Raw genomic sequence first — 23107 nt, forward strand, 5'->3', positions numbered from 1 at the left:
GGCGGCGAGGGTGGGTTCGGTGAGGACTTCGTCGGCTGGAACAGTTCGTACACCGGTGAGCCGATCCCGTCGGAGGAGATGCGTGCGTGGCGGGATGCGGCGGTGGAGGGGGTTTTGTGCTGGTCGCCGCGGTGTGTTCTTGAGCTCGGTGTCGGTTCGGGTCTTCTGCTCGCGCGGATCGCGGGCGGGGTGGAGGAGTACTGGGCGACCGATTTCTCGTCGCGGGTGATCGGGCGGTTGCGGGAGCAGGTGGCGGGGGCCGGTCTGGCGGACCGGGTCCGGCTGCGGTGCCAGGCCGCAGACGATCTGTCGGGGCTTCCGCGTGGCCGGTTCGACACGGTGGTGCTCAACTCGGTCGTGCAGTATTTCCCGAACGTCGAGTACCTGGAGCGGGTTCTTGACGGGGTCTGGGAACTGCTGGCGCCGGGTGGCCGGATCGTGCTCGGTGACATCCGGCGGGCGAGCTCGCTGCGGGTGCTGCAGACGGGTGTTCAGCGGGTGAGGCATCCGGATGCGGTGCCGGCCGTGCTGCGCAGCGCGGTGGAGCAGGCCGTGCTTCTGGAGAAGGAACTCGTGGTCGACCCGGACTGGTTCGTGCGCTGGGCCGGTCGTGCGGGGGGCGTCGCCGTCGACGTCCGGGTCAAGGACGGCAGCGCGCACAACGAGCTGACCCTGCACCGTTACGAGGTGGTGCTGCACAAGCCGGGCACCGCGGAACCGCTGCCCCTGGACACCGTTCCCGCCGTCGCGTGGGACGGCGACCTCGACCGCCTCGCCGACCGGGTGGGCAGCCGGGACGAAGCAGTCGTACGGATCACAGGCGTCCCGAACGCGCGCCTGACCGAGGAGGTCACGGCGGCACGTGAACTGGCCCTGGAGGAGCCAGGCGCGACGGCGGCACCGCCGCTCGACCCGTCCGCGATCCCCGCGTGGGCCGAGCGACACGGGTGGGACGCGGTGGTGACGTGGTCGGCGCAGGCGGTCGACCAGGTGGACGTGCTCGTCTTCCGGGACGGCCCCGTGGCGGGCCGGATCCTGACCGGGGCGTATCTGCCCGGCCGAGTGGACCGGGTGCCGGTCAACGATCCCGTGGTCGCGAGGGCCATCACCGCGCTGCTGCCCACGCTGCGCGCGTACCTGCGGGAGACCCTGCCCGAGTACATGGTGCCGGCGGCGATCGTGCCGATCGGCAGCGTGCCGCTGACGGACAACGGCAAGCCGGACCGGCGCGCGCTGCCCGTACCCGACTACTCGGCCGGCAGCAGCGGCCGGGCCCCGTCCACTCCGGAGGAGGAGTCGCTGTGCGCGCTCTTCGCCGCGGTGCTCGGACTCGACCGGGTCGGCGTCGACGACAACTTCTTCTCCGTGGGCGGCCATTCACTGCTCGCGACCAAGCTGGTCAGCCGCATCCGCGCCGTGCACGGTGTGGAGATCCCGATCCGGCTGGTCTTCCAGGCACCCACGGTGGCGGAGCTGGCGGAACATCTGACGACCGCGAACACCGGCCGACCGCCACTGGTCCCCCAGGCAAGGCCGGAGCGGCTTCCGGTCTCCTTCGCGCAGCAGCGGCTGTGGTTCATCCACCGGTTCGAGGGGCCTTCGGCGACGTACAACGTCTCCCTGGCACTGCGGATGCGCGGCGACCTCGACGCGGTCGCCCTTCGTGGAGCCCTGCGCGATGTCGTCGTGCGGCACGAGTCGTTGCGTACCGTCTTCGGTGAGGATGCCGGGCAGCCGTACCAGCAGGTCCTCCCGCCGACCGCGATCCAGGTGCCCTGGGAGGAGCGCGAGGTCACCGAGGCCGAACTCCCCGGTGCCCTGCGGGAGGCGGCGCGGCTGCCGTTCGACCTGGCCGGTGAGATCCCGATCCGGGCGTGGCTGTTCCGGATCAGCGAGTTGGAGTCGGTGTTCCTGATCGGCGCGCACCACATCGCGTCCGACGGCTGGTCCGCCCGTCCGCTGGCGAACGACCTCATCACCACCTACGAGGCCCGTCGGGACGGCCGGACGCCGGAGTGGGAGCCCCTTCCGGTGCAGTACGCGGACTACACCCTGTGGCAGCGGAACCTGCTCGGGGACAGCGACACCCCGGACAGTCTCTACCGGCGACAGCTGGACTACTGGACGAACCACCTGGCCGGGCTGCCGGAGGCCATCGAGCTGCCTGCCGACCGGTCACGGCCCGCTGTGGCGTCGTTCGAGGGCGACGTGATTCCGATCGCCCTCGACGAGGGGCTCACCGAGGGCATCCGGAGGGTGGCCCGGGAGAACGGCGCCACCGTGTCGATGGTGCTGCAGGCCGGGCTCGCGGCGCTGTTCACCAGGCTGGGCGTGGGCACGGACGTGCCGATCGGTTCGCCGATCGCCGGACGCACCGACGAGGCGCTGAGCCGGCTGGTCGGCTTCTTCGTCAACACCTGGGTGCTGCGGGCGGACACCTCAGGAAACCCCGGCTTCGCCGAACTCGTCGGCCGGGTGCGGGAGCGGAGCCTGGCCGCCTACGACCACCAGGACATTCCGTTCGAGCACCTGGTCGAGGTGCTGAACCCGGTGCGCTCGACCGCGCACCACTCGCTCTTCCAGGTGCTCCTGGTGCTGCAGAACAACGCGGCAGCGGAGTTCACCCTGCCGGGCCTGAGCGTGACCGAGGAGCTGTTCAGCCCGGGTGTGGCGCATTTCGATCTGTCCATCAACCTCGGGGAACAGGACGACGACGGAGCGCGGGCCCGGATCGAGGGTTTCGCCGAGTACGCGACCGAGCTGTTCGACGCCGGCACCATCACCACGATGCTCGACCGCTGGATCCGCTTCCTGCGTCAGGTGGTGGCCGCTCCGGACACGCCCATCGGGTCGGTGGACATCCTCGCGGGCAGCGAGCGCGCGACGCTGGACCGCTGGGGCGGCCGGGGCCGGGACACCGGGTTCGAGGCCGGCACCGTCCACGAGCGCTTCGCCGCCACGGCCGCCGCGACCCCGGACGCGATCGCGCTGGTCTCCGCGGACGGCACGCACAGCTGGACCTACGCCGAACTGGACCACTGGTCCAACCGCATCGCCCACCACCTCCGAGCGAAGGGCGCACGGCCGCACAGCCGCGTGGCGCTGGTGCTCGACCGCTCACCGCTGCTGGTCGCAGCCATCCTCGGGGTGCTGAAGACCGGCGCCGCCTATGTGCCGGTCGACCCCACCCATCCGCCCGAGCGCATCGAGTTCATGCTCGCCGACCTCGCCCCGGCCGTCACCGTGGACGAGGGCCTGGCCGGCGAGGACCTCGACGGGTGTCCGGACTCGCCGCCGGACATCGGCGTAGGGGAGCACACCACCGCCTACGTGATGTACACATCCGGCTCCACCGGCCAGCCCAAGGGCGTGGAGGTGACCCACCGGAACGTCGTCGACCTCGCGCTCGACGACTGCTGGGCGGACGGGACGTACCGCCGTGTCCTGATCCATTCGGCGCACACTTTCGACGCGGCCACCTACGAGCTGTGGGTGCCGCTGCTGAACGGTGGCACCGCGGTGGTGGCGGCCGCCGGCCAGTTGGACACCGCGGTGCTGGCCGCCGTGATCGCCGAGCGCGGAATCACCGACGTGTGCCTGACCACGGGCCTGTTCGCCGTGATGGCGGAGCAGCACCCGGAGTGCTTCGCGGGCGTGTCCGAGGTGTGGGCGGGCGGTGAGGTCATGCCGCCCGCCGCGGTCCGCCGGATTCTCGACGCCTGCCCGGACCTCACCGTGGTGAACGGGTACGGGCCGACGGAGACGACGGCCTTCGCCGCCCGGTACCGGCTGGCCTCGGCCGACGACTGCACCGACCCGGTGCCCATCGGCGGCCCCATGCAGGGCACCGTGCTGCATGTCCTGGACGAGCGCCTCCAGCCCGTGCCGCCCGGCGTGGTCGGGGAGCTGTACATCGCGGGCGCCGGCGTGGCCCGCGGGTACGCGGGCCGCCCGGGCCTGACCGGTGGCCGGTTCGTCGCCGACCCGTTCGGGCCGCCCGGGGCGCGCATGTACCGCACCGGCGACCTGGTGCGCTGGAGCTCCGCCGGGCACCTGGAATACGTCGGCCGGGTGGACGACCAGATCAAGATCCAGGGCTTCCGCGTGGAGCCGGGCGAGGTCGAGGCGGCACTGCGCAGGCGTGAGGGCGTGGCCCAGGCCGTCGTGGTCAGCCGTGAGGACCGGCTCGGTGAACGGCACCTCGTCGCCTACGTGGTGCCCGACGCGTCGGGGTCGTCCGACGACGAGGCCGACCGGCAGGTGGGGGAGTGGCGCGAGATCTACGACTCCGTGTACGGCGGCACCGAGGTGGACCTGGGCGGACTCGGCGACGACTTCACCGGGTGGAACAGCTCCTACACCGGACAGGCCATCCCGCTGCCCGAGATGCGGGCCTGGCGGGATGCCATGGTGGGTCGTGTGCGCGCCCTGCGCCCGCGGCGAGTGCTGGAGATCGGCGTCGGCTCGGGTCTGCTGCTGGGGCCGCTCGCGCCGGAGGTGACGGAGTACTGGGGCATCGACTTCTCCGCCCCCGTCGTCGAGCGACTGCGCGCCCAGGTCCGCGCCGACCGGCGGCTGGCGGACAAGGTGACCCTGCGCTGCGGGCCAGCCGACGAGGCGGGCGACCTTCCGACGGCTCACTTCGACACGGTGATCCTCAACTCGGTCGTGTCGTACTTCCCGGATGCCGACTACCTCGCCCGGGTGCTCGACATCGCGCTGGCCAGGCTGGCCCCGGGCGGCCGGATCGTCATCGGTGACGTCCGCAACCACCGCACCCAGAAGGGGTTCACCGCGGCCGTCCACCGCTCGCGGCATCCGGACGACCGGGCCGCCGCCGTGCAGGCCGCGGTGTCCCGTGCGCTCGTGGACGAGAAGGAACTGGTCATCGATCCGGAGTACTTCACGCAGTGGGCCGGCGCGCATCCGGACGTGGTCGCCACCGACATCCGCCTCAAGCAGGGCAGCCACCACAACGAACTGACCCGCCACCGCTACGAGATCGTGCTGCACAAGGGGCCCAACCGGGCCCTGGACCTCGCGGACCTGCCGGTGGCGGCCTGGGGAAGCGACGTCCACCAGCTGTCCGACGTGGCCACCGCGCTCGCGCGGCACGGCCGGGTCCGCCTCACCCGTGTGCCGAACGCCAGGCTGGCCACCGAGGCCGGCGAGTGGGGCGGCCCGATCGACGACCGGGGCACGCTCGACCCGGCCGAGCTGGAGGCCTGGGGCACCGCACAGGGGCTCGCGGTGTACTGCACCTGGTCGCCGGAGTCGGCGGAGCACTTCGAGGCGGTCCTGCTGCCCGACGTCGACGCCCCCGTCTGCGACGGCGTCTACCGGCCGGCACCGACGCCGGCCGGGCGGCTCGTCAACACGCCCGCGGTCTCCGGCCGCGCGTCCCGGCTGCCGTCGCAGCTGCGCGACGAACTGACCCGTGAGCTGCCCGCGTTCATGGTGCCGAGCGAGATCATGCTCCTCGACCGGCTGCCGCTCACCAAGAACGGGAAGGTGGACCGCGCCGCACTGCCCGACCCCGACCCGACCGGCGGTGAGTACCGCGCCCCGCGCACTCCGCGCGAGGAGGCACTGGCCGGACTCTTCGCCGAGGTGCTGGGCCTGGACCGGATCGGGATCGACGACGACTTCTTCGCCTGCGGCGGCCACTCACTGCGGCTGACCCGCCTGGTCTGGCAGATCCACGAGAAACTGGGCATGGAGGTCCCGATCCGGACGGTGTTCCAGTACCCCACGGTGGCCGAACTGGCGGAACAGCTGTCCGCGGACGCGGAGGTGACCTTCGAGGACCCGTTCGCCGCCCTCCTGCCGATCCGCACCGAGGGGGAGCAGTCCCCGCTGTGGTGGCTGCACCCGGGCGGCGGCCTGAGCTGGCCCTATCTCAGCTTCGGCCGGCACATCGACCGGGCCTGGCCGCTGTACGGCATCCAGGCGCGCGGCTTCGACGGGGTCACGCCGCGGGCGACCTCCATCGAGGACATGGTCGACGACTACGTGAACCAGGTGCAGGACGCCCAGCCGAGCGGGCCGTACTACCTGCTGGGCTGGTCCTTCGGTGGCACGCTGGCCCACGCGATGGCCGCGGAACTGCAGCGCCGCGGAGAGGAGGTGGCGCTGCTCGCGCTGCTGGACTCGGCACCCGCCAGCCACTTCGCCGACCTCGAACTCCTGGATGAGGACATGGTGCGCATGTTCCTCGTCAACTACATGGGTCACCTCAAGGGGATGGAGGAGTACGAGTTCCTGGTCAGCACCGCTTCGGAGATCTTCATCGAGCACCTGGAGCAGATGCGGCGCTACACCTCGCCCAGGTACCGCGGCGACGTGGTCTTCTTCAACGCGCTCCTCGACCCGGAGACCCACGACAAGCGCCATCTGGACGCGGAGATGGACGTGCTGTGGCACGAGTACGTCGACGGTCACGTGCAGCGCTACGACGTCGCCTGCGCCCACAACGAGATGTACTGGCCACGTAACGCGGCGGAGATCAGCCGTGTCATCAACCGCGTGCTCCGGGAGGCCATGAACGGACAGCCCGAGCGGGACGACATTCCGACAGTGATCCGGCAACTACCGAAAGGAACACAGTAGATGACTGCGAACCAGAACCCGGCCCGCGAGACGGCAGCGGACGCGGCGGGAGCGGCAGCGCTGTTGGAGATCGGCGACCGGATCGGGGTGCTGCCGCACATCGACAAGGGCCAGCGGGTCGACGTCGAGCAGCTGGTGTCGGCCACCGGGCTGCCGAGGCAGGGCGTGGCGAACTACCTGGAGGCACTGACCTCGGCGGCGCTGGTCGTCGAGTCGGACGGGACGTACCAGGTGGCGGAGGACTTCGACCAGATCCTGTACGAGTCCGGCTACCTGTCCTGGGCGCTCAACGCGAACCGGCCGTTCGTGGAGAACGCGGTGGAGTTCCTCACCGACAACGTGTCCGCCGGCAAGCGGCACAGCCGCGACGGCCGCCAGGTCGCCGTCAGCTCGCAGTGGATGGGGTCGTTCGGCTTCTATCCCGTGGCGCTCAAGACCATCCTCGACGCCCGTCCCACGCACGTGGTCGACCTCGGTGCGGGCACCGCCCGGCTGCTCATCGAGATCATGCTGACGCTGAAGGACACCACGGCCGTGGCGCTCGACCTGGACGCCGAGGCGTGCCGGGAGGCCCAACTGGCGGCCGAGCGAGCGGGCGTGGCCGACCGGATCACCGTGTACGAGCGGTCGATCCAGTCGGTGGCCACCGACCCGACGCCGGTGAAGGACGCCGACGTGGTGCACGCCGGGTTCGTCTTCCACGACATGATGCCCGAGGAGGAGGACATCGCCGACCGGACCCTGGCCAGCTGCCGGGACGCGCTGCGGCCGGGCGGCATGATGGCGCTCACGGAGGCCGTGCCGTACGTGCCCGACCCGAGGGAGCGCCGGTTCAGCGCGATCGTGACGTACTACCACCAGCAGTTCATGCGCCGGCGGCTGCTCGACGAGCAGGAGTGGACCGACAAGCTGCTGGCGGCGGGCTTCTCGGACGTCCGGTGTCTGCCCCACCGGTTCCCCACGGGACGGCTGTTCATCGCGGAGAAGCACTGATCATCGCGGAGAAGCACTGGCCCCCGCACCTGGCGGACCGCGCCGCGCCGGTGGGAACCGGTGCGGCACGCCCTCCGTGAGATCCGGGGCGGCTCGGCCGGCCTCTCAGCCGGCGGCCGCCCAGGTGTTGCGTGCCCAGTCGGCGAAGTCGGTCCAGCGGATCTGCGGGTGAGCGGCCCGGAGCGCGCGGATGTCGACGCGGTAGCCGGGGCCGTTCAGGAACGTCCACATCGCGTGCATGTCCGGATCGCCGATGGCCGCGAGCGGCACGTACTCGTGGCGGACCTCCCGTCCCAGCGCGGCGCCGAGCGCGGCCGCCATCTGCGTGGGCGTGGGCGCGTCGCCCGCCAGCTCGATGCGCTGCCCGACGTACCGGGCGGGGGCGAGCAGCACTTCCGCGGCGAACGCGCCGAGGTCGGGCCGGGCCAGCTGCTGCAACGGCCGGTCGGGTGGCAACGGCAGGTCGAGAACGCCGTCGAGGATGCGTTCCGCTCCACCGAGCGCGTTGTCGAAGAAGTACGTCGGCCCCAGGATCGTGTACGGCACGTCTCCCGCGGTCAGTTCCGCCTCGATGCGTGCCTTGCTCTCGAAGTGCGGTACCCCGCTGTTCTGGTCGGCCCCGGCCACCGAGCTGAACACGAGATGCGGGACGCGCTCCCGCGCCGCGGCGGCGAGGATCGCCCGCCCCTGCTCCACCTCCGCCTCGACACCGGCCTCGAAGGGTGTGGTGAACGCGAAGACACCGGCCACCCCCCGCATGGCCGCGGCGAGCGACCCGGGATCGCTCAGGGAGCCCGCCACCACGTCCACACCCCGGTCGGCCAGTCGCCGCGCGGCACTGCGGCCGGGATCGCGGACCAGCGCCCTGATCCGGGTCCCGCGGGCCAGCAGCGCATCGGTCACGGCACCGCCCTGACCACCGGTCGCCGCAAGCACCAGGACTGGTTCGTCGGCCATCGAAGAACTCCTTTCCGGGCAGAAGGGGGGCGACGGCGGATCGGCAGCCGGCCCCGGCGTTCATCATCCGCGACGGACGACGGCGCACGGTGCCGGCAGGCGGGAGCAGGGCACTGGAGGAGGTGGCCCGGACGTGAGCCTGGACGCGGTCAGGCGGCGGGCTTGCCGGGCTGGTCGTGGGTGGAGCAGTGGATCCCGCCGCCACCGGAGGCGATGGTGTCGATCTGCAGCTGGACGATGTCCCGCTCGGGGAAGTGTTCCTGGAGGATGGCCCTCGCCCGGGCGTCCGCCTTCCGGTCGCCGAACCTGGGCAGGAAGACGGCGTCGTTGGCGATGTGGAAGTTGGCGTAGGTGGACACGAAGTCGTCGCCCCGGCCGGTGATCCTGTCGAGGCCGGGCTGCGGCAGGTCGATGATCTCGAAGCGTCGGCCCCGTGCGTCGGTCGCCTTGCCGAGCACCGAACGGGCCTGGTCGGAGGAGCGGGACCAGGAGTCCGGGGGAGTGCCGGGGAACGCCTGGTCGAGGAGGACCACGCCCGGTGCGGTGAACCGCACGAGGCTGTCCACGTGCGCGTCGGTGATGTCCTCGCCGCGGACGCCCGCCAGCCAGATCACCTTCTCCACACCCAGGGTCTTCATGAGCTCGTCCTCGATCTGGTCCCGGCTCTTCCCGCGGTTGCGGTTGTCGTTGACGATCGAGCTCTCGGTGACGAGGAGGGTGCCCTCGCCGTCGGTCTCGAAAGAGCCTCCCTCGGCGACGAGCGGCGCCTGTGTGCGGGGGATGCCGTACTTGCCGAGCAGCCTGCGGCCCACCTGGGCGTCGTCGGTGTGCTCCTGCTTGTTGCCCCACCCGTTGAAGTTGAGGTCGACTCCGACGACCTCGCCGTGCTCCTCGACGAAGACGGGGACGGTGTCGCGGGCCCACAGGTCGTCGACGGCGAGCGGGATGACCTCGACCTGTGATCCGCACGCCCGCTGGGCCGCCGCCTGCTGGTCGGGGCGGGCCAGCAGCACGACCGCCTCGTACTCCCCGACGGCTCGTGCGATGCGGGCGATGTCCTTCCGTACGTAGGGCAGGTCGTCCTCCCAGACGGAGTCGAGGGCCGGCCAGCACATGAACGTACGGGTGTGGCTCTCCCACTCGGCGCCGAAGCGGCGCTCGCCGTCAGGCGCCGGGGTGCGGGCGGAGGAGGTGTTCGTGCCACCGATCACGGACTCCCCGGGACCGCAGGCGGTGGCGCCGAGGGCGAGGGCGCCGCCGATTCCGGCCAAGGCGCGCAGGGCGTGCGGCGGGAGGAGAGAAGGCGGTACACGGTGTGCTCCGATCGGGGGCCGACGAGACTGTCCGGCGGCGGTGGGCGGATCGCGGTGACGCACGGCGGCGGAATCGCGGGGCTTGGCCTCACGCGTGTGGCGGCCGTACGGACGGCTGAGCGGAGGCGTGCGCGGGGTGGCCGTGGACGCCACTGTGTCATCGAGCAGCTGAACATCGACCGTCTCGGCACGGGCGGCGGCGGCATCCACTGCGTCACCCAGCAGCAGCCCGCCGTGTGAGCGGGGGTGCCCGGAGCGAACGACGTCCTGTCCGGGCAGCCGGCTCCACTCCCCTGGAAGAAGCCGAGCCTCTTCGGCGGATACAGCGTTTGTGCCGGCCCGCCCCGTGCTACGGCGAGGTGGGCAGGTGCGGGGAGCGGAGCACGAGCAGGGTGATCTCGCTGGGGGCGAAGACGCGGAACGGCGGGCCCCAGAAGCCGGTGCCGCGGCTGGTGTAGAGGAGGGTGCGGGGGCCGTGTCGGCTGAGGCCCGCGACGGCGGGCTGGTCGATGCGGACCAGGTGGTGGAAGGGCCAGATCTGCCCCCCGTGGGTGTGGCCGGAGAGCTGGAGGTCGATGCCCTGGGCTGCCGCCCGGTCGACGAACTTGGGCTGGTGTGCCAGGAGCAGGACGGGTAGGTCGGGGTCGGCGCCGTTCAAGGCTCCGGCGAGGTGGGCGCGGTGGCCCGCCAGGCCGGAGGACTCGGCGGTGACGTCGTCCACGCCGGCGACCACGAGGGTGTCGCCTCCGCGTTCGAGCAGCAGATGGCGGTTGCGCAGCGGCTCCCAGCCCAGCTCGTCCATCAGGTCGACCCAGCCCTGGGCCTCGCTGTAGTACTCGTGGTTGCCGGTGACGTAGACCCGGGCCCGGGTGGCCCGCACAGTACCGAGTGGGACGGCCTGGGCGCGGCGGCGTTCGGCCGTGCCGTCCGCGATGTCGCCGGTGTGGCAGACCAGGTCGGCTTCCAGGGTGTTCACCGTCTCGCACACCCGTGCCGACCAGCGGACGCGATCGAGTGGGCCGTAGTGGGTGTCGGTGATGAGGACGACGCGGATGCCGTCCAACCCGGCACCCAGTCGCGGGAGCTGTACGTCGAGTCGGCGCACGCGTGGCACGCGGCGGGCCTCGGCGTACCCCCAGGCGAGCAGCACGGCGGCTGCACCGAGGACGGCCCAGGTGACGATGCGGGCCCGGTCCTGACTCTCGCCGACGCCGGCCACGGTCAGGCCGAGCCGCAACAGGACGCCGAGCAGAACGGACCAGGTGAACAGAACCCAGCTGGTGCCCAGCAGAGTGTCACCGACGATCGCCGCCCGGTCCTGCTGGCGCCGGCCGTGGCCGCGCACCATCGCGAGCGGCATACCGACGAGGCCGAGGACGAACAGGGCGGTGCCGACCAGCGCGACCGGGAGCGGCCAGTGCTGGCCGCTGTGCAGGAGCACCCAGCAGGGCACGGCCCACAGCAGGACGGGGGCGATCAGGGGGATGTAGCGCATCAGGCGGTGCAGTCGGCTCTGCCGCGGCGCTTGCGCCTCACCCTCGGCGGGCCGGGCGTTGCTGGTGTCGGTCACGCTTCCCCTCCCTGACCAGGCTGCCGTCTCGCGCACTGTATCCGGTCGCCCTCGGGCCGGCCGGACCGGCGTTCACGGGCGCGGCCCCTCGGGGCGAAGGGTTCTCTGCTTGATGGCAGGGCTCCGCCGCGGACACCTCCCCTGGCATGAGCCGCGATCAGGGGGCTACTGCCCCGGCTTGGTACTGCCGCCGGTGGAGCGCGCGCCGGTCACGGCTGGTGTACCTGCCCCGCGCCCCGACCGAGGTCTCGCCCTCACCGTGGAAGATCACAGGGCCGGGAAAACGACCGCGAGTCTCGAGTACGTCGTCTGCACCTCGGGAAATCTGCAGCCGTCCGGCGTCGTGGGTGCCGGCCGAGCCGATTACAGCGTGGTGCCTGACAACCTCCGAACCATCGCGGGTGTCTGCATGATTGCGGAGCGTAGCTCCGGTGCCGGAGTGCCTGGAGCGCAACGAAGCCTCCAGGCACCCGACTTCACTCCCCTAGAAGAAGCCGAGCCTCTTCGGCGAGTACGACACCAGCAGGTTCTTCGTCTGCTGGTAGTGCTCCAGCATCATCTTGTGCGTCTCGCGGCCGATACCGGACTGCTTGTAACCGCCGAACGCGGCGTGCGCGGGGTAGGCGTGGTAGCAGTTCGTCCAGACCCGGCCCGCCTGGATCGCGCGGCCCGCACGGTACGCGGTGTTGATGTCCCGGGTCCACACGCCCGCGCCGAGGCCGTACAGAGTGTCGTTCGCGATTTTGATGGCGTCGTCGAAGTCGTCGAACGACGCCACCGAGACGACCGGCCCGAAGATCTCCTCCTGGAAGATCCGCATACGGTTGTCACCCTCGAAGATCGTCGGCTGGACGTAGTAGCCGCCCTTCAGCTCGCCGTCGTACTCCACGCGTTCGCCGCCGGTGAGCACCTTGGCGCCCTCCTGCCGGCCGATGTCCAGGTAGGAGAGGATCTTCTCCAGCTGGTCGTTGGAGGCCTGGGCGCCGATCATCGTCTCGGTGTCGAGAGGGTGCCCCGGCTTGATCTGCCGGGTACGGGCCACGGCCGCCTCGAGGAACTCCGCGTAGTTGCCGCGCTGGACGAGCGCCCGTGAGGGGCAGGTGCACACCTCGCCCTGGTTGAGCGCGAACATGGTGAAGCCTTCGAGCGCCTTGTCCCGGAAGTCGTCGTCGTGGGCCCACACGTCGTCGAAGAAGATGTTCGGGGACTTGCCGCCGAGCTCCAGGGTGACCGGCTTGATGTTCTCCGAGGCGTACTGCATGATCAGCCGCCCGGTCGTGGTCTCCCCGGTGAACGCCACCTTCGCAACCCGCGGGCTGGACGCCAGCGGCTTGCCGGCCTCCACGCCGAAGCCGTTGACGATGTTGACCACACCCGGCGGCAGCAGGTCGGCGATCAGGCTCATCCAGTAGTGGATGGACGCCGGGGTCTGCTCGGCGGGCTTGAGGATGACCGCGTTGCCCGCGGCCAGCGCCGGCGCGAGCTTCCAGGCCGCCATCAGGATCGGGAAGTTCCACGGGATGATCTGCGCGACCACACCGAGCGGCTCGTGGAAGTGGTACGCGACCGTGTCGTCGTCGATCTCGCCGAGCGAGCCCTCCTGTGCCCGGATGGCGCCCGCGAAGTAGCGGAAGTGGTCGATCGCGAGCGGGATGTCGGCGGCCAGCGTCTCGCGCACCGGCTTGCCGTTCTCCCAGCTCTCGGCCACCGCGAGGGGTTCGAGGTAGGCCTCCATCCGGTCGGCGATCTTCAGCAGGATGTCGGCGCGCTCCGTCACCGACGTGCGGCCCCATCCGGGCGCGGCCTCGTGCGCCGCGTCCAGCGCTCGCTCGACGTCCTCCGCGGTACCGCGCGCGATCTCGGTGAACGGCTGCCCGTTGACCGGCGACGGATTCTCGAAGTACTGCCCGCGCGACGGCGGCACATACGCTCCGCCGATGAAGTGGTCGTAGCGCGCCTGGTAGGAGACGATCGCGCCCTCGGTGCCGGGCGCCGCGTAACGGGTCATGCTGGTCTGCCTCCCGGTGAAGCGCTGCCCGCCGTTGGGCAGCTCGCGGCGCGAGGCTAGGCGGGCGGACGTTGCAAGTACGTTGCGCCGCCGCTCGGCAGCCGTGTCCGGCGGGCCGGCACGGCCAGTTCGGCCTCCAGCGCCGCCAGCCGGGCCCGCACCGGCGCCGACGGCCGTACCGCCGCGAGCGCCCGCCACACCGCCAGGTCGTCCTCACCCCACGGCGCATGCGCCCAGTCCGCGAGCAGGTCGGGGTCGCCGTGGGTGATCAGGGCCGCCCGCAGACCGTCGGCGAGGCGGCGCCGGAGCCGCACCACGGCCGGGGCCTGTGAACCCGGCAGCAGCGGGCCGGCGTACGCCTCCACCGCGGACGTCAGCGCACCCGTCTCCAGCCGCCGCTCCACCGTGCCTGCGTCGGACTCGACCGCCGCCGTCAGCCGGTACGGCCGTGAGGCGAGCAGACCCGGTCCCAGCAGCCTTCTCAGCCGGGCGAGTTCCGCGCGCAGAGTCACCGGGGTCACCGACTCGTCCGCGTACAGCGCGCACAGCAGTTCGTCGCCGGTCAGCCCCTCGGGACGGCGAGCGAGGAGGACCAGGATCTCGCTGTGCCGGCGGCTGAGCCTGATCCGGTGGCCGTCCACCCGGAGCTCGGCCTCGTCACGGCCCAGCGCGCTCAGCACCGCGGTGTCATCGGCACGTCGGGGCGGGGCGAGCAGCGCGAGCTGGGACTCGGCGGCCCGCGCCACCGCCTGCACGAAGCCCAGACTGTGCGGATGCGCCAGCCCGTCGCCACCGGTGATGTCGACGGCGCCGAGGACGCGACCGGTGTGCGGATCGTGCACCGGCGCCGCCGCGCACGTCCACGGCTGCACCCGCCGTATGAAGTGCTCGGCCGCGAACACCTGCACCGGCCGGTCCAGGGCGACCGCGGTACCCGGCGCGTTGGTGCCGACGGCCGTCTCCGACCAGCGTGCCCCGGGCACGAAGTTCATCCGGTCCGCCAGGCGCCGGGTCGCCGGATGCCCCTCGACCCACAGCAGCCTGCCGTGTGCGTCGCACACCGCCAGCAGATGCTCGCCGTCGGCGGCGAACGTGCCCATCAGCTCCCGGAACAGCGGCATGACCCGGGCCAGCGGATGCTCGGCCCGATAGGCGCCGAGGTCGCCGTCGGTCAGCTCCACGCTCGCCGCGCCGTCCGGTCCCACACCGGCTCGCGCGCTGCGCCGCCAGGACTCGGCCACCACGCCCCGCACCGGGCGCGGCACCGTGCCGCCCGCGGTGAACGTCTCGTGCGCCCGGCGCAGCACCCGGACTCGCTCGGCGGGGTCGGCCCCCGGTTCCAGGGCCACCCACGGATCGGTCAACTCACCCTCCCCGGACGGTGAAACGGCTGGGACCATCGTCACGCGCCGTGTTCGTGCGGACAACCGGTTCGACGTCCGCCTACGCGAAATTGACCAGTCTGATGTAGCGGACCCAGTCCCAGTAGGGCCCCGGATCGATGTGGTCGGTACCCGGCACCTGATAGTGGCCGATGATGTGCTCCCTGTCCCTGGGGATGCCGTACCTGGCGCAGACGGCTGCCGTCAGCCGCGCGGACTGCTCGTAGAGGGCGTCGGTGAAGAAGGCGGGCTGGTCCACCCAGCCCTCGTGCTCGATGCCGATGCTGCGGGTGTTGTAGTCCCAGTTGCCCGCGTGCCAGGCGACGTCGGCCTCGCGCACGCACTGGGCGACGTGCCCGTCGGCCGAGCGGACCACATAGTGCGCGGACACCTGTTTTTGCGGGTTCTGGAAGATAGCCAGCGTGCTCGTGTACGTCTCCTGCGTGACATGGATGATCACACGGTCGACGGTGTAGTCGTCGGGGCGGTCGGACGAGGTGTAGTTGCCGGCGGACGCCGGCTGCCACTCGGCCGGAGGGTAGTCGACGGCTCCCTGCGCACCGGCGCGGGCGTCGGGGAGCAGCGAGTAGGGGACTGCGGCGAGAGCCGCGCCCTTCAGGATCCGTCGCCTGCTGAGCTGCGGTCCGGGCCGGTTCGTGTCCATCGTCGGCTGCCTTTCAGGAACGGGTGTGGGGGGCGTCGCATGCCTGTGGGGCTGATGAGGTGTCAGCGGCCGAGTGTCCGCGCAGTCTCCCGCAGCCGCGCGTGCATGCCGCGGTGGGTCTCCCGCGCGGGCAACCACTCCTTGCGGAGCTTGGCCACGCAGGTGTAGTTGGTGTCGCACACGTTGGCCAACGGCGATTCGACCGCCTGGGTTGCGAACTGATACGCGTCCAGCTCACTGAATCCGTAGTCGCGCACCAGCCATTGCACCAGGTCGAGCTGTGATATCCGGAACGCGTCCTCCAACGGGCGCGCCGAGCCGGTCGAGATGAGATGCGTGTCCGATTCCAGCCGGGGCCAGGGCGTGGCGACGCCCTTGAGGAGGTCGACGATCACCACGGTGTTCATCGCGCACTCCACGGCGACCCCGCAGGTCTCGCCCTCGCCCTGCCGCGCGTGCCCGTCACCGAGACTGAGCAGCGCTCCCTCGACATTGACTCCCAGGTAGCAGGTGACGCCGGCCCGCATCTCGGGCGTGTCCATGTTCCCGCCGTGCGCGTCCGGGACCAGGGCCGAGCGCACCTCCAGATTGGCGGGGGCCACCCCCACCGTGCCGTGCATCGGGTCGAGGGGCAGCTCCAGCTCGAGGTCGCTGTCCTGCGCCCGGAAGAGGGCGGTGCGCCTGGTGCGGTCGAGCTGCCAGATCCAGACCCGCTCCGGCAGGGGTGGCTGCAGCGTGGCCGTGGTGTGCGTCGAGGTGAGCGCGCCGAACAGAGGGACCGTGGTCGAAGCTGCCCAGTCCCGGGCCGGCTCGACGGACACGAAGTGCACGGCCACGGTGTCGCCGGGCTCGGCGCCCTCGATGTGGAAGGGGCCGGTCTGCGGATTCAGGAAGGGAAACTCGCAGACCTCGGAGACCAGGTCCTTCTCCGACCGCACCCGGCCGGCGAAGCAGTCCTCGGTGTAGAGGTCGAGAACCGTTCCGGGCTCGATCCGGGCCACCGGGGGAGCACCGCCGAACGTCCAGGCGTACTCGCCCGGTTCCGGGCGCACGGTCAGGATGCGGGGGTCGGTCATCGCGGCGTCGTTCCTCTCGGTGCGGTGGTCAGGGCGGTGCGGCGTTCATGAGGTGAGGATCGGTCCCCGTCGGCCTCCCGGCGGGGCGGCTCGCCGGAACGGTCAGCGAGGCACTGCTCCGTCCTGCCGGTGGCCGGCCGGGGCGGGTTCCTCGGCGTGCACCCGAGCGGTCTCGGCAATTCGCCCGGGGTGACGCCGTATCAGCACCAGCAGCACCACCACGCCGGTCGCCATCCAGACGCCGACCACCGGGCCCGCGTACGAGACCGGCGCCGAGAGTTCGGTCACGAAGTCGAACGCCGGGATTCCCGCGGCCGTCAGCAGCGCCGGGACGAACGCGGCGATGCCCAGCAGCGGGAAGAGCAGATGCCTCACCGGCTTGAACGCCTCGCGGCGGCGGCGCAGGAAGTAGCCCGCACAGGCGAGGTTCACGACGATGTAGACGCCGACGACGACCGTGACGATCACCGTGGCGAGAAGCAGGAACGCGGTCACCGGGTCGTAGGCGAGGCCGAGTCCCAGTACGGCGCCGACCGCGACGACGGTCTGCACCGCGATGCCCACCACGGGGGAGCGATGCCGCGGATGGAGCGTGGCGAGCACATGGGGCAGGACCCGGATGCGGGCCAGGGCGAAGGCCGTACGGGTCGAGACGTTGGCGCACGCGTTGGCGTTGGCGATCGTCGAGTTGACCACCGCGAGGAACACCAGCACCCAGAAGAGACCGAACGAGGCCCGGGCCACTCCGTCCCAGGAGGCGGTTCCCGACGCGCCGAACCTCGCGAAGCGGTCCGGACCGAAGTAGACGGTCATCGCGTAGGTCGTGACCACGTAGAACAGTCCGATGCCCAGGGCCGCTCCGAGGACCGCGCGGTGCATGGTCCGGCGCGGGTCGCGCGTCTCCTCGGCGAGCGGCGCCGCGGCCTCGAACCCGGCGAACGCGAGGACCGTGTACACGGACCCGGCGAAGACTCCGCCGACCCCGGTGTACCCGTGCGCGGTGTGTGACGTGCCGAAGACCGAGAGGGTGTTGGCATCGCCCGCCCTGCCCACGAGCCAGACCGCGAACACCAGGAAGACCAGGATTTCGAAGATCCCGAGGACGGTGCCGAAGCGGGCCGAGGCGCGGACGCCGACGTAGCCGGCGACGGCGATCACGGCGGCGCCGGCCACCGACCACGGCCACCACAGGTCCGCCGGATACGAGGACCACTCCTCGTGCAGCGTGCCCGCCGTGGTGAAACCGAGCTGCAGGAGGAGCAGCGGAGGGACCAGCGTCTCCACGAACACGTAACCCCAGCCGACGAGGAAGCCGACGGCGGGGCGCAGCCCGCGCGCCGCGTAGGTGGCCACCGAACCTGCCGCGGGCAGCTCCCGTGCCAGCTCGGCCACGCAGGACGCGGTGAACAGGCAGGCCACCAGGGCGATCAGCACGGCCAGCGGCAGACTGCCGCCGGCGAAGGCTGCGCCCGCGGGGATCGAGGCGGCCACGGCGGCCGCCGGCGCCATCGCCGTGATGCTCTGGAACAGGACCTCGCGCAGCCCGATGGCGTCCCGCCGCAGCGTCCCGGTCGTCTCCGCGTGCATGTCTCCCCCCGATCCCTGTCAGCCGGATTCCACCCGAGGCGTGTGCATCCCCTCGTCCCACGAGCGCTCCGCCGGACGGACAGGAAGGACGGCTGCGCCTCGCGTGAATCACGGTACGGCGCGGGGGAGTTGGGCAGAAGGGTGCGACTCGGTTCCGTGGACGACCGGCGGACTGTGGACAACTCGGCCACCCGATCGAGTGAGAGCCGGTCGTCACCCGGCCATTCGAGCCCAGTCGTCAGCGGGCCGTCAGGGCCGCTCGGCCACCGCCGCCGGATCGTCGAGAACGGCCCGGACGACCGAGTGCGCCGCGCCCAGGAGCGGGCCCTCGGGACCCAGTCCGGACACCGACACCGGGCAGGCCGGTCCCGCCGTACGGTCCGTCAGCTCGGCCTCCAGCGACGGCAGCAGCCAGGGGGAGAGGCCGGCGAGGGACCCGCCGAGGACGACCGTCTCGGGGTCGAGCAGATTGACCGCACCGGTCAGGGCGATGCCGAGCGCCGTGCCGGCGTCCCGCAGCGCCCGCCGTACGGTCTCGTCGCCTTCCTCGGCCCGTCCCGCGAGCAGGCCGACCAGGTCCTGCTTCGGCTCCAGCCCGGCCGCGCGCAGCACGGCCTCCTCACCGGCGTACTGCTCCAGGCACCCACGCCCGCCGCACGGGCACGCGGGTCCGTCCGGGCGGACGGGCACATGCCCCAGCTCGCCCGCGAACCCCCGCGTGCCGCGCAGCAGCTGTCCGTCCACGACGACCGCGGCGCCGATGCCGATCTCTGCCGACACGTGCAGGAAGTCGCGAGGGGCGCCGGCGCCGAGCCACAACTCGGCCAGAGCACCGAAGTTGGCCTCGTTGTCCACGGTCACGGGCAGGTCGCCGGGCAGCAGCGGGCCGAGGTCCGTGTCGTTCCACTCGAGGTTCGGGGCGCGCACGACCGTACGGCCGTCCCGCGCCACCAGTCCCGGCACGGCGACGGCGAGACCAGCGGGCCACAGCCCCTCCCGCTCCGTCTCGGCCACGACCCGGCGGACCAGCGCCGTCAGCTCCTCGGCCACCGGCCCCGGGGCGCGGCCCCGGTTCGCACCGTGCCGCACGGCCCGGGCGCGCACCGCGCCGCGCAGGTCGACCGCGCACACCGCGAGGTGATCGACGCCGATCTCGGCCCCGATGCCGGCGGGACCGTGCCCGCTCACCGCGAGCGCGGATCCGGGGCGGCCCACCCGGCCCGGCCGTTCCGGGCCCAGTTCCTCCAGCAGCCCCCAGCGGATCAGCTCGTCCACGAGCGTCGACACCGCTGCCCGCGTCAGGCCGATGTGCGAGGCGACCGCGGCCCGCGACAGTGGGCCCTGCGCGCTGACGGCGTGCATCACCCGGGCGAGGTTGCGCCGGCGCATGCCCTGCTGGGTGTCCGGCAGAGAACGTCCGGTACCGGGCGGACGGCCCTCGTGCGGCGATGCGGTCATGCCCTGGTCAATCCTCGGTGTCTGCGGCCGGGCTCAGCCCGGCCGGGGCGGCTGGGCTCAGCGGGATTCCGGGCCCCGCTCCAGCAGTGGGGCCGCGTCGGAGAGTACCCCGCTGATCCGGGCCAGCGTCTCCTCGTCCCGCTCCACCGCGTCCAGCACCGGGCCCGCGGCCGTGTTCCAGCGGCGGGCCACCGCACCCGGGTCCTCGCCGGTCAGCAGGCCCGCGGCCTGCGCCGCGGCCCCGAGGGCGACCAGCTCCCTGGCCTCCGGGACCTGGACCGGCCGCCCCGACAGCCGCCGCACCGTCTGCTGCCAGGCCGTGCCCCGGGCTCCGCCGCCGATCAGCATGAGCGGGGTGGTGCGGTCCGCGTCCTGATCGAGGACCAGGTCGAGCGCGCCGAGCAGCGCGTGCACCGCGCCGTCGTAGGCCGCCTGCAGCAGCTGGCCGGCGGTGGTGTCGTGCCGCAGCCCGTGCAGCAGGCCGGAGGCGTTCGGCAGGTTCGGAGTGCGCTCGCCGTCCAGGTACGGCAGCAGGGTGACGGAGGTGCCGGGCTCGACGGCCTCCCGGTCCAGGCCCAGCAGCGCCGCGAGGCGGTCCACCGCGAGGGTGCAGTTCAGGGTGCAGGCCAGTGGCAGCCAGTCGCCGTGCGCGTCCGCGAAGCCCGCCACGATGCCCGTCGGATCGGTGGGGCGGTGCTTGGAGACGGCGTACACGGTGCCAGACGTGCCGAGGCTCAGCACCGGCGTGCCCGGCCGCAGGCCGAGACCCAGTGCCGCGGCCGCGTTGTCACCGGTGCCCGGCGCCACCAGGGTGCCCTTGGAGAACGGCAGGTCGTGGTGCTCGCGCACGGTGCCCGCGACCTCGCCGGGCCGCACCACCCGGGGCAGCAGCGCCGGGTCGAGGCCCACGTGCGCCAGCGTCTCCTCGTCGTACGCCCCCGTCCCGGACGCCCACCAGCCGGTGCCGGAGGCGTCCCCGCGGTCCGTCGTGCCCTGCCCGGTCATGCGCTCGGTGAGGTAGTCGTGGGGGAGCCGCACCGCCCTGGTGGCACGGACCGCCTCCGGCTCGTGCTCGGCCAGCCACGCCCACTTCGTGACCGTGAACGACGCTCCGGGCACGCTGCCGGTGCGTTCCGCCCAGCCCTTCGGGCCGCCCAGCTCCTCGACGAGCCTGCGGGCCTGCGGCGCCGAGCGGACGTCGTTCCAGAGCAGCGCCGGACGTACCGGTTCGCCCCGCTCGTCCAGGGTGACCAGGCCGTGCTGCTGGCCACCCACGGACACCGCGGCCGCCTCGTGCGCGGGCTCGCCGCACTGGCGCAGCGCCTCGCACAGGGCGTTCCACCACTGGCGCGGATCACTCTCCCGGCCCGCACCGGAGGACACGGTGTGCGGCGCCTGGCCGCTCGCCACGACCTCCCCGGTGACCGCGTCGACGACCAGCGCCTTCGTGGACTGGGTGGATGTGTCCACGCCGACGACGAGCGGACCCTCGGCTGCTGACATCGGGTTCTCCTCTTCCGCGGCTGTGCGGGATGTGCTGTGAGCTGGCAAGACTTCTGTCAACGACATCGGTCGACGACACGGGTCGACGACATCGTCGAAGACACCTTGTCGCCGAAGACACACCTTGTCTCTTCCCATAGGTGCGTCGGCATACTAATTTGTAAATGGCCATGACGAAATAGTCGTACGCAGCAAGGAGTCGCGGCATGAGCTACCAGCCCACCCCCGAGGACAGGTTCACCTTCGGCCTGTGGACCGTCGGCTGGCAGGGAAGGGACCCGTTCGGCGACGCCACCCGCCGCGCCCTTGACCCGGTCGAGACGGTGCAGCGGCTGGCCGGGCTCGGCGCCCACGGGGTGACCTTCCACGACGACGACCTGATCCCCTTCGGGGCCACCGACACCGAGCGCGAGTCGCACATCAAGCGCTTCCGCCAGGCCCTGGACGCCACCGGCATGACCGTCCCGATGGCCACCACGAACCTCTTCACGCACCCCGTCTTCAAGGACGGAGCGTTCACCGCCAACGACCGCGACGTCCGCCGCTACGCGCTGCGCAAGACGATCCGGAACATCGATCTCGCCGTCGAGCTGGGCGCCGAGACGTACGTCGCCTGGGGCGGCCGTGAGGGCGCCGAGTCCGGCGCCGCCAAGGACGTGCGCGCGGCTCTCGACCGGATGAAGGAGGCGTTCGACCTCCTGGGTGAGTACGTCACCTCCCAGGGCTACGACATCCGCTTCGCCATCGAGCCCAAGCCGAACGAGCCGCGCGGCGACATCCTGCTGCCCACCGTCGGTCACGCGCTTGCCTTCATCGAGCGCCTCGAGCGCCCCGAGCTGTACGGCGTCAACCCCGAGGTGGGGCACGAGCAGATGGCCGGGCTCAACTTCCCGCACGGCATCGCGCAGGCCCTGTGGGCCGGGAAGCTCTTCCACATCGACCTCAACGGGCAGTCCGGCATCAAGTACGACCAGGACCTGCGGTTCGGCGCCGGGGACCTGCGTGCCGCCTTCTGGCTCGTGGACCTCCTGGAGAGCGCCGGTTACGAGGGGCCCCGCCACTTCGACTTCAAGCCGCCGCGGACCGAGGACCTCGACGGCGTGTGGGCGTCGGCGGCCGGCTGCATGCGCAACTACCTCATCCTGAAGGAGCGTTCGGCCGCCTTCCGTGCCGACCCGGAGGTCCGGGACGCGCTGCGTGCCTCCCGCCTGGACCAGCTGGCCCAGCCGACCGCCGCGGACGGCCTGCAGGCCCTGCTCGCCGACCGCACGGCCTTCGAGGACTTCGACGTGGAGGCGGCGGCCGCGCGCGGTATGGCCTTCGAACAGCTCGACCAGCTGGCGATGGACCACCTGCTGGGCGCGCGGGGCTGAGTGCGCACACGCGCAGCGGGCCGTCTCCGAGCGGCCCGCACGCGCGCGTGCGTGACGAACTTCGAGGCTCCGGTGGGGGCCGTCCACCCTCCGGACGGGGTGCGGCGGAATCGTGCGGTCCGTGACATGAGCCGGTATCAGCTTCCGCGCGCGGGTGGCCTCATGACCGTGTGGTGGCGACCCTGGAGGGTATGTCCCTGCCGCCTGTACCTCCCGTCCCGCCCGGACCGCCGGGCGGCACCCCGCCTCCGTCCGGCGGTTTCGGACCGCCCCCTCCGGGCGAGCCGGACCGGTCATGGCCTCCGGAGCCTTCGCGGCGGAGCCGCGGCCCGATGTTCGCCGTCCTGGCCCTCCTGGCAGCCGCCGCGACTGTCCTCGTCGTGGTGCTGATGGGCTCCGGGAAGCACGGCCCGGGGGACGGGAAGGCGCCGAAGGAGAGCGGCACGAGCACCAGCCGGCCGCCCCGGCCCTCCTTCAGTCTTCCCACCGAGCTGCCCAGCCGGCTGCCTTCGCGGCTGCCCACCGAGCTGCCCTCGGGTCTCCCGAGCGCACTGCCGAGCGACCTGGAGTCGATCCTGCCCTCGCTCACCGACGAGCTGCCGTGAAAGCGCCTC

The 23107-nt window shown here is 72.0% G+C and carries 14 protein-coding genes; 4 read left to right on the forward strand and 10 right to left on the reverse strand.

The window, feature by feature from the left end:
* Nucleotides 1-78 precede the first annotated feature (78 nt).
* Together FB157_RS15530 and FB157_RS15535 are read left to right on the forward strand one after the other, a co-directional pair.
* Nucleotides 79-6609 (forward strand): non-ribosomal peptide synthetase, encoded by a 6531-nt coding sequence (locus FB157_RS15530; protein WP_222440938.1) that lies wholly within the window; start codon nt 79-81, stop codon nt 6607-6609.
* Nucleotides 6610-7602, forward strand: coding sequence for a class I SAM-dependent methyltransferase (locus FB157_RS15535; RefSeq protein WP_145880022.1), 993 nt, complete (start codon nt 6610-6612; stop codon nt 7600-7602).
* A 105-nt stretch (nt 7603-7707) separates the two neighbouring features.
* Here FB157_RS15535 and FB157_RS15540 read toward each other — a convergent pair whose 3' ends face one another.
* From FB157_RS15540 to xylB, 10 genes are all read right to left on the reverse strand, one after another.
* Entirely contained in the window at nt 7708-8559 is an 852-nt protein-coding gene (locus FB157_RS15540) for an NmrA/HSCARG family protein (RefSeq protein ID WP_145880024.1), read from the reverse strand.
* Nucleotides 8560-8708: 149 nt separating this feature from the next.
* Nucleotides 8709-9839 (reverse strand): agmatine deiminase family protein, encoded by a 1131-nt coding sequence (locus tag FB157_RS15545; RefSeq protein ID WP_186581540.1) that lies wholly within the window; start codon nt 9837-9839, stop codon nt 8709-8711.
* 382 nt (nt 9840-10221) lie between these two features.
* Nucleotides 10222-11442 (reverse strand): metallophosphoesterase, encoded by a 1221-nt coding sequence (locus tag FB157_RS15555; protein ID WP_145880026.1) that lies wholly within the window; start codon nt 11440-11442, stop codon nt 10222-10224.
* 484 nt (nt 11443-11926) lie between these two features.
* The gene (locus tag FB157_RS15560) at nt 11927-13450 is read right to left on the reverse strand and encodes an aldehyde dehydrogenase family protein (protein ID WP_145880028.1); all 1524 of its coding nucleotides are present in this window, start codon (nt 13448-13450) and stop codon (nt 11927-11929) included.
* A 56-nt stretch (nt 13451-13506) separates the two neighbouring features.
* A complete protein-coding gene (locus FB157_RS15565; protein ID WP_145880029.1) occupies nt 13507-14814 on the reverse strand; it encodes a GAF domain-containing protein in 1308 nt (435 codons plus the stop codon).
* Nucleotides 14815-14893: 79 nt separating this feature from the next.
* Nucleotides 14894-15496, reverse strand: coding sequence for an N-acetylmuramoyl-L-alanine amidase (locus FB157_RS15570; protein WP_145880031.1), 603 nt, complete (start codon nt 15494-15496; stop codon nt 14894-14896).
* Between the two features lie 62 nt (nt 15497-15558).
* Nucleotides 15559-16572, reverse strand: coding sequence for an acetamidase/formamidase family protein (locus FB157_RS15575; RefSeq protein WP_145880033.1), 1014 nt, complete (start codon nt 16570-16572; stop codon nt 15559-15561).
* Between the two features lie 102 nt (nt 16573-16674).
* Nucleotides 16675-18159 (reverse strand): APC family permease, encoded by a 1485-nt coding sequence (locus FB157_RS15580; RefSeq protein WP_145880035.1) that lies wholly within the window; start codon nt 18157-18159, stop codon nt 16675-16677.
* A 249-nt stretch (nt 18160-18408) separates the two neighbouring features.
* Nucleotides 18409-19617, reverse strand: a complete 1209-nt coding sequence (locus FB157_RS15585) for an ROK family transcriptional regulator (protein ID WP_145880037.1) — start codon at nt 19615-19617, stop codon at nt 18409-18411.
* A 57-nt stretch (nt 19618-19674) separates the two neighbouring features.
* Complete coding sequence (gene xylB, locus FB157_RS15590; RefSeq protein WP_145880039.1) at nt 19675-21120, reverse strand: xylulokinase; 1446 nt, start codon at nt 21118-21120, stop codon at nt 19675-19677.
* A 206-nt stretch (nt 21121-21326) separates the two neighbouring features.
* Here xylB and xylA point away from each other — a divergent pair, with 206 nt between their 5' ends.
* Both xylA and FB157_RS15600 read left to right on the forward strand, forming a co-directional pair.
* The gene (xylA, locus tag FB157_RS15595) at nt 21327-22493 is read left to right on the forward strand and encodes a xylose isomerase (RefSeq protein WP_145880041.1); all 1167 of its coding nucleotides are present in this window, start codon (nt 21327-21329) and stop codon (nt 22491-22493) included.
* A 332-nt stretch (nt 22494-22825) separates the two neighbouring features.
* Nucleotides 22826-23098: a hypothetical protein gene (locus tag FB157_RS15600; RefSeq protein WP_261386330.1), complete on the forward strand. Its 273-nt coding sequence runs from the start codon at nt 22826-22828 to the stop codon at nt 23096-23098.
* Nucleotides 23099-23107: the final 9 nt, after the last annotated feature.

Origin of the sequence: Streptomyces sp. BK340 (assembly GCF_007827595.1) — a bacterium.
Lineage (GTDB): Bacteria > Actinomycetota > Actinomycetes > Streptomycetales > Streptomycetaceae > Streptomyces.